This is a genomic window from Sphaerisporangium album (genome assembly GCF_003323745.1).
In the GTDB taxonomy this organism is placed as follows: Bacteria; Actinomycetota; Actinomycetes; order Streptosporangiales; family Streptosporangiaceae; genus Sphaerisporangium; species Sphaerisporangium album.
This window is the reverse complement of sequence record NZ_QOIL01000027.1, coordinates 54712-68195: the sequence shown is the minus strand read 5'-3', so window position 1 is coordinate 68195 and position 13484 is coordinate 54712. Positions and strand designations below refer to the sequence as shown.

At 73.0% G+C, this 13484-nt stretch carries 10 protein-coding genes and 1 riboswitch; of the genes, 6 read left to right on the top strand and 4 right to left on the bottom strand.

Translation table 11 applies throughout. The features are described from left to right. Positions 1-53: 53 nt before the first annotated feature. Positions 54-1268: an esterase-like activity of phytase family protein gene (locus tag DQ384_RS34885; protein ID WP_114033149.1), complete on the bottom strand. Its 1215-nt coding sequence runs from the start codon at positions 1266-1268 to the stop codon at positions 54-56. Positions 1269-1525: 257 nt separating this feature from the next. Here DQ384_RS34885 and DQ384_RS40630 point away from each other — a divergent pair, with 257 nt between their 5' ends. The 5 genes from DQ384_RS40630 (at position 1526) to DQ384_RS34865 (ending at position 5227) form a co-directional block, all read left to right on the top strand. Continuing rightward, complete coding sequence (locus tag DQ384_RS40630) at positions 1526-1915, top strand: hypothetical protein (RefSeq protein WP_147268996.1); 390 nt, start codon at positions 1526-1528, stop codon at positions 1913-1915. A gap of 104 nt (positions 1916-2019) precedes the next feature. Beyond that, complete coding sequence (locus DQ384_RS34880) at positions 2020-2604, top strand: carbonic anhydrase (RefSeq protein ID WP_114033204.1); 585 nt, start codon at positions 2020-2022, stop codon at positions 2602-2604. A gap of 104 nt (positions 2605-2708) precedes the next feature. Further along, complete coding sequence (locus tag DQ384_RS34875) at positions 2709-3113, top strand: ArsR/SmtB family transcription factor (protein ID WP_245966994.1); 405 nt, start codon at positions 2709-2711, stop codon at positions 3111-3113. Further along, entirely contained in the window at positions 3106-4167 is a 1062-nt protein-coding gene (locus DQ384_RS34870; RefSeq protein WP_114033147.1) for a cation diffusion facilitator family transporter, read from the top strand. Before DQ384_RS34875 ends, DQ384_RS34870 begins: the two co-directional genes overlap by 8 nt. A 154-nt stretch (positions 4168-4321) precedes the next feature. Then, a complete protein-coding gene (locus DQ384_RS34865) occupies positions 4322-5227 on the top strand; it encodes a transglutaminase-like domain-containing protein (RefSeq protein WP_114033146.1) in 906 nt (301 codons plus the stop codon). A 12-nt stretch (positions 5228-5239) separates the two neighbouring features. On the opposite strand, the gene DQ384_RS34860 is transcribed toward DQ384_RS34865, so the two are convergent. The 3 genes from DQ384_RS34860 to cobN all read right to left on the bottom strand — a co-directional run bounded on the left by DQ384_RS34860 (position 5240) and on the right by cobN (position 11608). Continuing rightward, positions 5240-5857 (bottom strand): nucleotidyltransferase domain-containing protein, encoded by a 618-nt coding sequence (locus DQ384_RS34860; RefSeq protein WP_181871582.1) that lies wholly within the window; start codon positions 5855-5857, stop codon positions 5240-5242. 143 nt (positions 5858-6000) lie between these two features. Beyond that, positions 6001-7857 (bottom strand): glycoside hydrolase family 15 protein, encoded by a 1857-nt coding sequence (locus DQ384_RS34855; protein ID WP_114033145.1) that lies wholly within the window; start codon positions 7855-7857, stop codon positions 6001-6003. A 106-nt stretch (positions 7858-7963) separates the two neighbouring features. Further along, on the bottom strand, positions 7964-11608 hold the full coding sequence (cobN, locus tag DQ384_RS34850; protein WP_114033144.1) for a cobaltochelatase subunit CobN: 3645 nt from the start codon (positions 11606-11608) through the stop codon (positions 7964-7966). Between the two features lie 33 nt (positions 11609-11641). Continuing rightward, positions 11642-11831, bottom strand: a riboswitch (cobalamin riboswitch). Positions 11832-12022: 191 nt separating this feature from the next. Here cobN and cobG point away from each other — a divergent pair. Next, entirely contained in the window at positions 12023-13480 is a 1458-nt protein-coding gene (gene cobG / locus DQ384_RS34845) for a precorrin-3B synthase (protein ID WP_114033143.1), read from the top strand. Positions 13481-13484: the final 4 nt, after the last annotated feature.

Genomic DNA, 13484 nt, shown 5'->3' with positions numbered 1-13484 from the left:
CCGGCGGGCCGGCACCTTGTGGGTGGCCCGGCCCGTCCGGGTCGGCCAAGGCCTCAGCGGCAGGAAGGGTCCGCGTCGAGGTCGTGGGTCAGCCGGATGGTGATGAACTCGTTGTCGTCCGCCTTGCCCGGGGTACGGCCGCTGGAGAACGGGAAGTTGTTGTCGTTCAGCAGGCCGAGGGTGCGGTCGTCGAGGATCACGATGTCCTCGATCGTCTGGAACGGGAAGCGGAAGGTCGGGCCGAAGCCGCCGAGGCCGCGCGGGTTGGCCAGGTCGAGAAGGTCGGCGACCTGCGTCTTGTCGGCCTTGCCGTCCTTGTCGCGGTCGCGGAGGTCGATCTGGAAGACCTTCTTGAACTTGGCGGTGTCGCCCTGCCCGTTGTCCCGCTCGATGACGAGGAAGCGGTTGCGGTCGACCGAGATGAGGTCACCGATGGCGTTGGCCGGGTCCTCCAGCTGGTACGTCCAGCGCTTGCCGGTGTAGGCGCGCTTGCGGACGTCGAACTCGTTGATGCGCAGCGCGCCCGCGGGGTCGCCCGCGACGGTGCCCTCCAGCATCGGGTACAGGGTGCGGCCGTCGCCGGAGCGCGCCATGCCCTCGAAGCCCTTGCTGCCGCCCAGGTTCGGCTGGCCGCCGTTCAGGTCCGGGTTCTCCGGGGCCTTGACGCCGGGCAGCGGGATCGGCGCCTCCAGCAGCACGCCCTTGGACGAGAAGTGCAGCAGGAACGGGCCGAACTCGTCGCCGATCCAGTACGTGCCGTCGTCGGCGCCGACGATCGACTCGACGTCGAAGTCGGAGCCGGTGAGCTTGCGGTCCGCGCGGGTGAGCGGGAAGGGGACCCGGCCGTTGGGGTCGGTCAGGTTGACGCCGCCGACCGCGCGGACCTTGCCGCTGCGGAAGTCCGGCGCGAGGCGCTGGATGCGCAGCAGGAAGTCGCCGCTGTTGGCCTTGTTGCCGTAGCCGTTGTCGGACAGCACGTCGTAGGTGCCGTCCTTGCGGCGCAGCACGCCGCTGAAGCCCTGGACGGGCTGGCCGGGGAAGGGCGGGGTGATGCCGTTGACCGGGGTGGTGCCGATCTTGGCGCCCGAGGGCTCGCTGCCGGGCACGTAGGTCTCGGCGGGGAGGAAGGCGAAGCCGGTCAGCGTCGCCCGGCCGAACGCGTCGCCGCCGTGCCCGCCGCGGCCGTCGTTCCCGTGGTCGGCGAAGGCCGGAGCGGACATGCTCAGCGCCAGTACGACGGCGCCCAGCCCGATCATGGTTTTTCTCATGGCCGACACGCTAGAGACGCCTGGTGAAGGTGAGCACAACGGCGGATGACCCCGGGGTGCCGCGTCGCGATCGGAAAACCGCATTGCCGGAAAGACCGGACATGAGGGACTTCTCCGCCGCGATCTCCCAAATCCATAGCGTGACCAGCACTTTTGCCAAACAGCCAATGTACGTGACACGACCCTTCGACTACTATTCGTAATCAACTGCATGCTATAAGTAGTGGAGCGATGCGTTGACGGAGCGACGATCTGCGATGACGGCGGTTCTCCGCGCTTTGCCGGCCGTGGGCACCGCCCTGCTGCTCGTCCTCGGCATCGCCCCCTTCAGCGACGGCCCCTCGCCGGCCCCCCGGTCCGCGCCGGCCGTACTCGCCGCACAGGCCCAGGAGGCGGCTCCCGCGCCGCCTCCCGCGCCCGTTCCCGAGGACACCGACCACGACGGGTGCCCGAAACCCTGGGAACAGCCCCGCGCGGCGAGCTGCTTCAAGCCTCCCCCGCCGCCGTCACGTAACGGCGGACCCCCACCGCAGAGATCGAGGTCCGTCGAGGAGACGGCGCATCTGGCGGGGACGTCCGGAGCGGGCGCCTCCGCCCTGCGGTGGGCGCGGCCGACAGGGCCGCGGCTGCCTGTCTTCCGCTGCTGATCAGAGGGATCTCCCGCGCCGTGACGCGGGGGTCGGACACGCCCGGAGCGGTCCGATCGGTCTTCCATGCCCGTCCGATCATCAGCACGAAGGAGTCCTCTTCCATGCAGTCGTTGATCGACCATGCCCGCACGTTCCATCAGAAGGTCAGCGGAGGGCGAGAACAGGCGGCGCCCCTCAAAGAGGGCATCTCGCCGCAGGCGATGTTCATCACCTGCTCCGACGCCCAGGTCATCCCGTCCCTGATCACCGGGGCACGGCCCGGCGAGCTGTTCGAGCTGCGCACGGCGGGGAACATCATCCCGCCCTACCGGCTCGGCCGGCTCACGGCCGAGGCCGCCACCATCGAGTACGCCGTCAACATCCTCGGCGTGCAGGACCTGATCGTCTGCGGTCACACCCGCTGCGGCGCCGTCGAGGGCAGGGTCCGCTCATGGACGCTGCGCTCGGCGCCCACCACCCGCTGGTGGCTGCTGCAGACGCACCGGTGGCGCGAGGCGCCCGTCGGCGAGAGCGAGGAGCCCGGCCGGGCCCACCTCATCGCGCAGCTCGACAAGCTCCGCCGCTACCCGCGGGTGGCGCGGCGCATCGCGAGCGGCCGCCTGCGCCTGCACGGCTGGTTCTACGAGGTGGACACCGGCGTCGTGTCCAACTACCGCCGTGACAGGGGACTCTTCACGCCCCTGTAAGGCGTCCCGCCGGGACGGGCCGTGCCGCGCCGTGGGAGGCGGCGTGGCACGGCCTTCCCGTCCCGAGGTCGACAAGCGGCGCGCCGATTCCTACACTCCAATGTATGAAGGATCGTTCAACTGTAGTAGTGATGGACCCCGACGGCTGCGCCACGCCCGTGGTCGACGCCGAGCGCGTGTCGTCCGTCCGCCGGTCCCTGCCCTCCGAGGAGACGGTGCAGGACCTGGCCCAGGTGTTCGGTCTGCTCGCCGACCCCGGCCGGCTGCGCATGATGGCCGCCTTGCTGGAGGGCGGCGAGATGTGCGTGTGCGACCTCGCCGCGGCCACGGGCCAGAGCATGTCCGGCGCCTCGCACGCCCTGCGGCTGCTGCGCATGCGCCGGGTCGTCAAGGTGCGCAGGTCGGGGCGCATGGCGTACTACCAGCTCGCCGACTCCCACGTGCGCATGCTGTTCGACCTGGCGATCACCCACGCGCGGCATACCGAGAGGGAGTCCGGCGATGGGTGACAGGGCCGCCCGCCGTCGCGCGGGAGAACCCGGCGAAGAGCAGGGCCACGATCAGGGCCACGGGCAGAGTCATGGGCAGGGCCATGGGCACGGGCACGGCCACGGGCACGGGTTCGGCGCCGGCACCGACCGGCGCCACCTGAGCGGCGCGCTCGCGCTCATCGTCGCCTTCATGGTCGTCGAGGTGGCCATCGGCTTCGTCTCGGGCTCGCTGGCGCTGATCACCGACGCAGGCCACATGCTGACCGACGCGATCTCCATCGTGTTCGCGCTGGTCGCGATGCGCATCGCCCAGCGTCCCCCGCAGGGCGGGTTCACCTACGGGCTCAAGCGCGCCGAGATCGTGTCGGCGCAGATCAACGGCATCACGCTGCTGCTGCTGAGCGCGTTCTTCGTGTACGAGGGCATCGTCAGGCTGGTCACGCCGCCGCACGTCGAGGGCGCGTACGTCGTCTTCACCGGGCTGGCGGGCATCGCCGTCAACGTGGGCGCGACGCTGCTGCTCAGCCGGGCCAACCGCTCCAGCCTCAACGTCGAGGGCGCCTTCCAGCACATCCTCAACGACCTGTACGCGTTCATCGCCACCACCGTCGCGGGCGTGGTCATCTGGACGACCGGCTGGGCGCGGGCCGACGCCGTCGCCGCCCTCGTGGTCGCCGCGCTGATGCTGAAGGCGGGCTGGGGGCTGGTCCGCGAGTCCGGGCGGGTCTTCATGGAGGCCGCCCCCGCGGGAATGAACCCGGCCGAGATCGGCAGGAAGGCGGCGGCGCTGGAGCACGTCGTGGAGGTCCACGACCTGCACATCTGGGAGGTCACCTCCGGCTACGCCGCGCTGTCGGCGCACATCCTGGTCGAGCCGGGGGCCGACTGCCACGGCGTGCGGGTCGCCGCCGAGCGGCTCGTCCACGACCAGTACGGCATCGGGCACACCACGCTCCAGGTGGACCACGCGACGCCCGAGTTGCTCACCATCGGCCGCGACCGCGCCCACTGCGCCGACCCCCACGGCCCGACGCATCACGGCGGCGTGACCGCTCCACCGGACGGCACCTGACGCTCCGCCTGACTACCAGCGGAAATAGTCGGTTTAGCTGACCTGTCACGTTGTCAATTTTCTCCTCTCACGGTGAAATAGTGGACATTCTCCATTAATTCCCGTCAAGCTTATGCGGGTCCAATGCGGCATACCCGGCGAGGGAAGGCGGACCATGGCAGACGCACGCCAAGCGTTAGAAGCGGATGAACCCTCCTTCTATCTCACGCACAGCGTTTTCAGCGACCCCGGCGATCTGTCCAGGCTGGACGGCATCCCGAGCGCGCCCGGCGAACTCGCGCGACTCGTCCGCGACCTGCTCGTCCACCGGGAAGAAGGCCCGCTGTTCGGCTTCACGCTGCCGGAACATCGCAAGAACGAGGCCGAGACCCGCTACGTCTCCGCGATCCTGCGCATCATCACCGAAATGGACGAAAGGCCGCTGACGGTGGCCCGCGCGCCCGGTAAGAGGTTCGCCGGAACGTGCCGCGACTTCGCGCTCGTCCTCTGCTCCCTGCTGCGCAGCACCGGCACGCCCGCGCGCATCCGCTGCGGCTTCGCGACCTACTTCGTCCCCGGGCGCAACGAGGACCACTGGGTCGCCGAGTACTGGGACCGCGACAAGGGCTGGACGCTGGTCGACGCCCAGCTCCCCACGCCGCGCGTCATGGACACGTTCAAGATCTCTTTCGACCCGGTGGACGTGCCCCGGGACCGCTTCCTCGTCGCGGGCGACGCCTGGCGCGCCTGCCGCCACGAGGGGGCCGACCCCGCGACGTTCGGCGTGTCCTTTCTCAACCTGAGCGGCCTGGACTTCGTGCAGGGCAACGTCGTGCGCGACCTGGCGGCGCTCAACAAGGTCGAGGTGCTGCCCTGGGACGGCTGGAACCTGTCCGAGCGGGTGCACCTCGACGAGACCGACGCCCGGCTGCTCGACGCCGTGGCCGAGGCCGAGAGCCGCGGCGGCCCGTTCTCGCGCCTGCGGCACCTGTTCCTCGCCAACCCGGGCCTGCGCACGCCGCGGACGATCACGTCCTACACCACGTACTCGGGCGTCCGGACGGTCGACATCGGTGTGTGAGCCGGTGCCACCTCACCCGCGCAGGCGCGCGTTCCAGGGATGGTCGTCGCCGTAGACCAGGGTGATGGACTCGGCCAGCCAGCCGCGCCGGGCGGCGTCGAGCAGCGGCAGGGCCTCGGCGAAGTCCTGCTCGTCCTTGGCCCGGGGCCGCTTGGCCTTGTAGAAGAGCTGCACCTCGGGAGACAGGTACGGGACGCCGTCCGGCGAGGTCCGCCCGACGGCGTCGATGGGCAGGCGCACCCGTGAGTCCCGCCGCGAGATCCAGTCGCGGCCGTCGGACTCGTCCAGCATTACCTGGATCCGCCATGGATCGTCCGGCCCCGGGCGGCACCAGATGTCGTGGACGGTTCCCGGCAGGATCTCCCCCGCCGCCCAGGGGCGCAGGACGCCCGGCGGCGGGCTGGCCGCCCACCACTCCCAGCCGGGCAGGGCCTGCTGGGCGGCGAGCTGGTCACGCCGGAGCAGCAGCACGTCGATGTCCGCGTGGTCACGGAACGCGCGTCCCACCGCCAGCTCGACGGCGTAACCCCCGGCGATCCACCACGGCGTCCGCAGGGCCGAGAACAGCGCGGCCGTCTCCGAAAGCGACGCGGGTTCCCAGGGACCCCACGGCGTCTCCCTCCGCATCATGCGGCCCATCTTCGCGTGTGAGTCATGGTCATGTTCACCGCTTACGGAATCCGGCGTAATCCCCTCGAACCACCTCGAATCCCCCTGGTGAACCCGCGATTCCGCTGCGAGGTACGGCCAAGATCAGCGCGGGGTCGTGAGGATCAGTGATCGACGCCCGGCGGATCGGACGGGCAGGCCGGGTCGGACGCCGCGCCCTCCGCCTGCGCGATGGCCCACGCCGCGTTGACCAGGCCGATGTGGCTGAACGCCTGCGGGAAGTTGCCGAGCAGCTCGCGCGTGCGCGGGCAGACCTCCTCCGCCAGCAGCCCGACGTCGTTGGCGAACGCCGCCGCGCGGGCGAACGTCGCGCGCGCCTCGGGCAGCCATCCGGCCAGCGCCTGGGCCTGCGCGAGCCAGAACGTGCACATCAGGAACGGCCCCTCCTCGCCCGGGAGCCCGTCGGCGGCCCGGTAGCGGTACACCAGGCCGTCCTCGTCCACCAGGCGCTCGGCGATGGCGGCGACGGTGGCCAGCATCCGGGGGTCGTCCGGGGGCAGGAAGCCGACGATGGGCATCATCAGCGCCGACGCGTCCAGCACCGACGACCCGAACGCCTGCGTGTACGCGCCCGCGCTCTCGTCCCAGCCCTCCCGCAGGATCGCCGCGCGGATCTCCTCCCGGGCCTCCCGCCAGGGGCCGGCGTGATCCCCGGCGTCCAGGTCGGGGCCCAGCGCCAGGGCCCGGTCCACGGCCACCCAGCACATCAGCTTGGAGTACAGGTAGTGCCGGGGCTCGCCCCTGATCTCCCAGATGCCGTGGTCCGGCTCCCGCCACTGGGCCGCCGCCGCGTCCGCCAGGGCCACCAGGAACGCGCGGTTCTCGCGGTCCAGCGGCCCGATCTGGTCCGCCAGACGGTGGACGGCGGCCAGCAGCTCGCCGTAGACGTCGATCTGCGTCTGCAGCCACGCGCCGTTGCCCACGCGGACCGGCCTGCTGCCGCGCCATCCGCGCAGATGGGGCAGCTCGCGTTCGGACAGGTCGTGCTCGCAGCCGACGCCGAACACGATCTGCAGCGCCCGCTCCGGCTCGTAGCTCGCCGCGGCGGTGGTCATGAACGTGAGGAACTCCCCCGCCTCGTCCGGGCAGGCCGCGACCCACAGGGCGTCCATCGTGAAGCTCGCGTCGCGGATCCACGAGTAGCGGTAGTCCCAGTTGCGCTCGCCCCCGGGCGTCTCCGGCAGCGACGTCGTGGCCGCGGCGACGATCGCCCCCGTCGGCTGGTAGCTCAGCGCCTGGAGCACCCGGCCCGAGGCGCTCACCAGGTCTCGGTACGGGCCGTCGTAGCGCTGGTGGGCGTCCGACCAGCGCCGCCACGCCTCGGTGGTCGTGTCGATCGCGGCCGCGATCCGCCCCTGGCCCCAGACGGCGGGCGGCTCGGCGTCCGCGCCGGCCCAGTGCAGCGCGAACAGCAGCCGGGCGCCCTCCCGCATCGGGACGGTCGCCGCCGCCTCCTGGCCCACCACGGAGAGCTCGACCGGCGACGACAGCGTGAGCCGGTCCGGGCCGCCCCGGGCGCGCATGCCGCCCGGCACCGCGCACAGCAGCGGCACCACGAGCCCGTACTCGGGCCTCGGCGCGTAGCGGACCTCGACGTCCACCGAGCCGCGCACACAGGCCGCCGACCGGGCCAGCACGTGCGGCGCGCCCGCGCCGAGCCGGTGCACGTCCCGGTCGTCCCCGGCCACCAGCGCGTCCGTCAGCAGCAGCGTGCCGGACCCGGTCTCGAACGTCGTCTCCAGCACCATGGTCGCGTCCACGTACCGGCGCGAGACCTCGCACGCCCCCGCCGGGCGGATCGACCAGCGCCCGGCCCGGTCGTCCAGCAGCGCCCCGAACACCGACGGGCTGTCGAAGCGCGGCAGGCACAGCCAGTCGACCGACCCGTCCCGCGCCACCAGGGCGGCCGAATGGCGGTCCGACAGCAGCGCGTAGTCGGCGATCGGGGTGGTGGTCGTCATCGTGCCTCCGACAGCGTTCCTTCCCCGGATCCCACCCCCTCCACCTGCCCCCGGGCCCGTGAGCCGTGGTTTCAGGCGGGGTGGACCCGCCCCGGGGCGGGTCGCCTCAGGCGGGGTCGGGGCCGGCCTCGATGTCGCCCTCCACCTTGAGGTAGACCTCCTGGAGGTCGCGCAGGATGTCCGGATCGGGGTGTTCCCACATGTTCCGCGACGCCGCCTCCAGCAGCCGCTCGGCGATGCCGTGCAGGGCCCAGGGGTTGGACTCGGCGAGGAACGCCTGGTTCTCCGGGTCCAGCACGTACGTCGCCGCGAGCTTGTCGTACATCCAGTCCGCGACCACGCCGGTCGTCGCGTCGTACCCGAACAGGTAGTCCACCGTGGCCGCGAGCTCGAACGCCCCCTTGTACCCGTGCCGCCGCATCGCCGCCACCCAGCGCGGATTGACCACCCGGGCGCGGAACACCCGGGCCGTCTCCTCCGACAGGGTGCGGGTGCGGACGGCGTCCGGACGGGTGCTGTCGCCGACGTACGCGGCGGGCGCGCGGCCGGTCAGCGCGCGGACGGTGGCGATCATGCCGCCGTGGTACTGGAAGTAGTCGTCGGAGTCGGCGATGTCGTGCTCGCGGGTGTCGACGTTCTTGGCCGCCACCGCGATGCGCCGGTACGCCGCCTCCATGTCCCCGCGCGCCGGCACGCCGTCCATGTCCCTGCCGTACGCGAACCCGCCCCACACGGCGTACACCTCGGCGAGGTCGGCGTCGTCGCGCCAGTTGCGGCTGTCGATCAGCGGCAGCAGCCCCGCGCCGTACGCGCCCGGGCGCGAGCCGAAGATGCGGGTGGTGGCCCGCCGCTCGTTCCCGTGGGCCTCCTGGTCGGCGAGGACGTGCGCGCGGACGTGGTTCAGCTCGTCCGGCTCGTCCAGGGCGGCGACCAGCCGGACGGCGTCGTCCAGCATCGCCACCACGTGCGGGAACGCGTCGCGGAAGAACCCGCTGATCCGGACGGTGACGTCCACGCGCGGGCGGCCCAGCTCGCCCGCCGGGATCGGTTCGAGGCCGGTCACCCGCCGCGACGCCTCGTCCCACACCGGGCGGACGCCCAGCAGGGCCAGCACCTCGGCCACGTCGTCGCCCGCGGTGCGCATGGCGCTGGTGCCCCAGATCGACAGGCCGACCGAGCGGGGCCACTCGCCGGTGTCGGCGCGGTAGCGGGCGAGCAGCGAGTCGGCCATGGCCTGCCCGGTCTCCCAGGCGAGGCGGCTCGGCACCGCCTTCGGGTCCACCGAGTAGAAGTTACGCCCGGTGGGCAGCACGTTGATCAGCCCGCGCAGCGGTGACCCACTGGGCCCCGCCGGCACGTAGCCGCCGTCCAGCGCGTGCAGCACCGCCGCGATCTCGTCGGTCGTCCGAGCCAGCCGCGGCACGATCTCGGTGGCCGCGAACTCCAGGACCCGCACCACCTGCCCCACGTCCGGGACCGCCGACGTGTCGCCGAGGACGGCCGCGCACACCTCGGCCGCCGCGCCCGGGTCCCAGTCGCGCTCCTCCATGCCCGCGACCAGCGCCTCCGCCAGCGCCTCGGCCTCGTCGGTGCCGGCGCGGCCGGCGGTGCCGTCCTCGGCCAGGCCGAGCGCCTCCCGCAGGCCGGGCAGCGCGGCGTTGCCCGCCCACATCTGCCGGGCGCGCACCATGGCGAGCACGAGGTCCACCCGGACGCGGCCCCGCGGCGCCTCGCCCAGCACGTGCAGCCCGTCGCGGATCTGCACGTCCTTCACCTCGCACAGCCAGCCGTCGACGTGCAGCAGGAAGTCGTCGAACTCCGCGTCGTGCGGACGGCCGGCCACCCCGAGGTCGTGGTCCAGGCGCGCGGCCTGGATCAGCGTCCAGATCTGGGCGCGGATCGCGGGCAGCTTCGCCGGGTCCATCGCCGCGATCGACGCGTGCTCGTCCAGGAGCTGCTCCAGCCGCGCCATGTCGCCGTAGCTGTCGGCGCGAGCCATGGGCGGCACGAGGTGGTCCACCAGGGTGGCGTGCGCGCGCCGCTTGGCCTGGGTGCCCTCGCCGGGGTCGTTGACCAGGAACGGGTAGACGAGCGGCAGGTCGCCGAGCGCCGCGTCCGTGCCGCAGGACGCCGACATCCCCGCCGACTTGCCCGGCAGCCACTCCAGATTGCCGTGCTTGCCGACGTGCACCACGGCGTGCGCGCCGAAGCCGTCCCGAAGCCAGCGGTACGCGGCCAGGTAGTGATGGCTCGGCGGCAGGTCGGGGTCGTGGTAGATCGCGATCGGGTTCTCGCCGAACCCGCGCGGCGGCTGCACCATGACGACGAGGTTCCCGGCGCGCAGCGCGGCCAGCACGATCTCGCCGTCCGGGTCGCGGGAGCGGTCGACGAACAGCTCGCCGGGCGGCGGCCCCCAGTGGCGTTCCATTCCCTCCCGCAGGTCCTCGGGGAGGGTGACGTACCACTCGCGGTAGCGGGCGGCGGAGACGCGGACCGGGTTGCCCTCCAGTTGCTCCTCGGTCAGCCAGTCCTGGTCCTGGCCGCCGGCGGCGATGAGCGCGTGGATCAGCGCGTCGCCGTCCTGGCCGGCCACGCCCGGGAGCTCCTCCCGCGTACCGATGTCGTACCCGCGGTCGCGCATCGCCGCCAGCAGGCGCACCACGCTCGCGGGCGTGTCGAGGCCCACGGCGTTGCCGATGCGGGCGTGCTTGGTCGGGTACGCCGACAGCATCACCGCGATCCGCCGGTCGGCGGGCGGCACGTGCCGCAGCGCCCCGTGCCGGACGGCGATGCCCGCGACCCGCGCCGCGCGCTCGGGGTCGGCCACGTAGACGGGCAGCCCGTCGGCGTCGACCTCCTTGAAGGAGAAGGGGACGGTGATGATGCGCCCGTCGAACTCCGGGATCGCCACCTGCGAGGCCGCGTCCAGCGGCGACAGGCCGTCGTCGCTGGACGCCCAGGTCTCGCGGTCGCCGGTCAGGCACAGGCCCTGCAGGATCGGCACGTCCAGCCGCGCCAGCGCGCCCACGTCCCACGCCTCGTCGTCGCCGCCGGCCGACGCGGTGGCGGGACGGGTGCCGCCCGCCGCCAGCACCGTGACGACCAGCGCGTCCACCTGGCCGAGCACGTCCAGCAGTCCGGGCTCGGCCGTGCGCAGCGACGCGCAGTACACCGGCAGCGCCCGGCCGCCCGCGTCCTCGATCGCGCCGCACAACACCCGGACGAACCGGGTGTTCCCCGCGACGTGGTGCGCCCGGTAGTACAACACCCCGACGACCGGCCGCGGCTGCCCGCCCGCCGCCGGAGCGATCTCGGGGCGGTCCAGGACGCCCCAGTTCGGGGCCGGCGCGGGAGGCGCGAAGCCGTGGCCGGTCAGCAGGACCGTGTCGGAGAGGAAGCGGTGCAGCTCGGCCAGGTTCTCCGGGCCTCCGTGCGCGAGGTACGCGTGCGCCTCGGCGCACACCCCGCCCGGGACGGTGGACAGCTCCATCAGCTCGGCATCGGGAGCCTGCTCACCGCCGAGCACGACGACCGGGAGCGGGCCCGCCAGCACGGCGTCCAGGCCTTCCTCCCAGACCCGCCGCCCACCGAGAAGCCGGACGACGACGAGCCCGGCGTCCTCCAGCAGGGCGGGAACGTCGGCGGCGGCCAGCCTGGCCGGGTTGCCCAGCCGGTACGGCAGGCCGCTCGCGCGTGCGCTGAGCAGGTCGGTGTCGGAGGTCGACAGCAGCAGAACAGGGAGATCGCGCACGGCACGTCCTCACTCGGGGTCCGCGCCCCGGGTAGTAGGTCCACACGGCCTGGAGTCTCCTGGCTCCCGGATCGACGCTCACCCCGGCCTTCCCGCCCGTTGCCGGGCCGTGGCCTGCGGTGGGGTTGACTCCCCGGTGACAGTGGCGGGACCGCGCCGGACTCACACCGGCTTCCTCCTTTGTGCCGTCGCCCCTATCAGATCACGCCGCCCGGCGGATTGCGACCCCGCCCACCTCGCCACAACCCGCTACCCGATCCGGCGACGAGGCCGCCGCCTCTCTTCGCTGGCCCCAGAGATCCGGCACCGCGTCGGGGAGTAGAGGCGCGTGCCGGCGCCGAGTTATGGCGGGCGACGTCGGACGGCGCCACGGCGCGGGGGATTTGACCATGAAGTCGGGTTACGATCCTCGACGTGGCCGGTGCGGAGTTCGGGGAGCGAGCGCGGGCGGACGCCTGCCCCGGGGCGTTGCAGACGCATCCGGCGGCGGACGGGGCCGTGGCCCGCGTCCGGGTGCCTGGAGGGCTGCTCACCGGGGACCAGCTCGGGGAGCTCGGCGCGGCCTGCGCGGCTCTCGGCTCGGGGGTCGTGGAGCTGACGTCGCGGGCGAACGTGCAGGTACGCGGGCTGGACGGGCCGGGCGCCGGGCGGTTCGCCGAGAAGATGGCCGCCATCGGGCTACTGCCGTCGGCCACGCACGAGAGGGTGCGGAACATCCTCGCGTCGCCCATGGCCGGGTTGGACGGACGCGGGCTCGTCGAGGTCGCGCGGCTGGTCCGTGAGCTGGACGAATCGCTCACGTCGCGTCCGGCCCTCGCGGAGTTGCCCGGCCGGTTCCTGTTCGCACTGGACGACGGGCGCGGCGACGTCGCCCGTCTGGCCGCCGACGTCGCCTACCTTCCCGCCGCACCGCGCACGCCTCCCGTGACCCCGCTCGCGACGGCGGGGCCCGAACCCATGGGAGCACCCGCGTCGGCGGGCTCGGAGCCCGTCGAAGGGGCGTTGCTCCTGGCGGGGCGGGACACGGGGCTGCGCGCCGGCCCGGCCGAGGTCGTCCCCCTCATGATCGCGGCGGCCGAGGCGTTCCTGGCCGAACGCGCCGCCCAGGGCTCGGCCGCGTGGCGGGTCGCGGAGCTGACCGACGGCCCCGCGAAGATCGTGGCCCGCATGCCCGCCGCCGGATCGGGAGCCGTCCGCATCGGCGCGCTCGGATCGGAAGGCACCCGCGCACCGGCACCACCGCCCTTCCACGACCAGGCCGGACGACCGCCGTCCGCTGAAGGCGGAAACCCGCTCGTCCCGGATCGGACGACACCCTCCTTGGGCCCGGTCGCGCAGACCGATGGACGGGTGGCGCTCGTGGTCATGCCGCCGCTCGGACGGCTGACGGCCGCGCAGGCGTCCGAGCTCGCCGAAGCGGCGCGGGCGGGCGCGGGCGAGGTACGGCTGACGCCCTGGCGGACCGTGATCGTCCCGGGCATGGCACGGGACACCGCCGAATCGTGGCTGGCCAGGCTGGGCGAGGCCGGTCTGGTCACCGACCCGGCCTCCCCGTGGACCGGGGTCACTTCCTGCACGGGACGTCCGGGCTGCGCCAAGTCCCTGTCCGACGTCCAGTCGGACGCCACCCACGCGACCATGGGCGCCGTCCCTTGCCCCGGCGGCGACCTCTCACGCGAGCGGCCGCGGCTGCCGGTGCACTGGGTGGGGTGTGAACGCGCGTGCGGACGTCCGAGCGGGCCGGCCGTGCTGGTGGTCGCGACGGGGGACGGCTACCGTGTCGAGTCCGGAGAGGCGGGCGCGCGCCACCTGGACATCGAGGAGACCGCGGTCGCCGTCGCCACGGCCAGGGCCGCGAACGATGCCCACTGAGCCT

What these genes read in the sequence shown, in the direction of transcription:
- DQ384_RS34885 (WP_114033149.1), bottom strand. Translation starts at nt 1,268, where the DNA reads ATGAGAAAAACCATGATCGGGCTGGGCGCCGTCGTACTGGCGCTGAGC.
- DQ384_RS40630 (WP_147268996.1), top strand. Translation starts at nt 1,526, where the DNA reads ATGACGGCGGTTCTCCGCGCTTTGCCGGCCGTGGGCACCGCCCTGCTG.
- DQ384_RS34880 (WP_114033204.1), top strand. Translation starts at nt 2,020, where the DNA reads ATGCAGTCGTTGATCGACCATGCCCGCACGTTCCATCAGAAGGTCAGC.
- DQ384_RS34875 (WP_245966994.1), top strand. Translation starts at nt 2,709, where the DNA reads ATGAAGGATCGTTCAACTGTAGTAGTGATGGACCCCGACGGCTGCGCC.
- DQ384_RS34870 (WP_114033147.1), top strand. Translation starts at nt 3,106, where the DNA reads ATGGGTGACAGGGCCGCCCGCCGTCGCGCGGGAGAACCCGGCGAAGAG.
- DQ384_RS34865 (WP_114033146.1), top strand. Translation starts at nt 4,322, where the DNA reads ATGGCAGACGCACGCCAAGCGTTAGAAGCGGATGAACCCTCCTTCTAT.
- DQ384_RS34860 (WP_181871582.1), bottom strand. Translation starts at nt 5,857, where the DNA reads ATGATGCGGAGGGAGACGCCGTGGGGTCCCTGGGAACCCGCGTCGCTT.
- DQ384_RS34855 (WP_114033145.1), bottom strand. Translation starts at nt 7,857, where the DNA reads ATGACGACCACCACCCCGATCGCCGACTACGCGCTGCTGTCGGACCGC.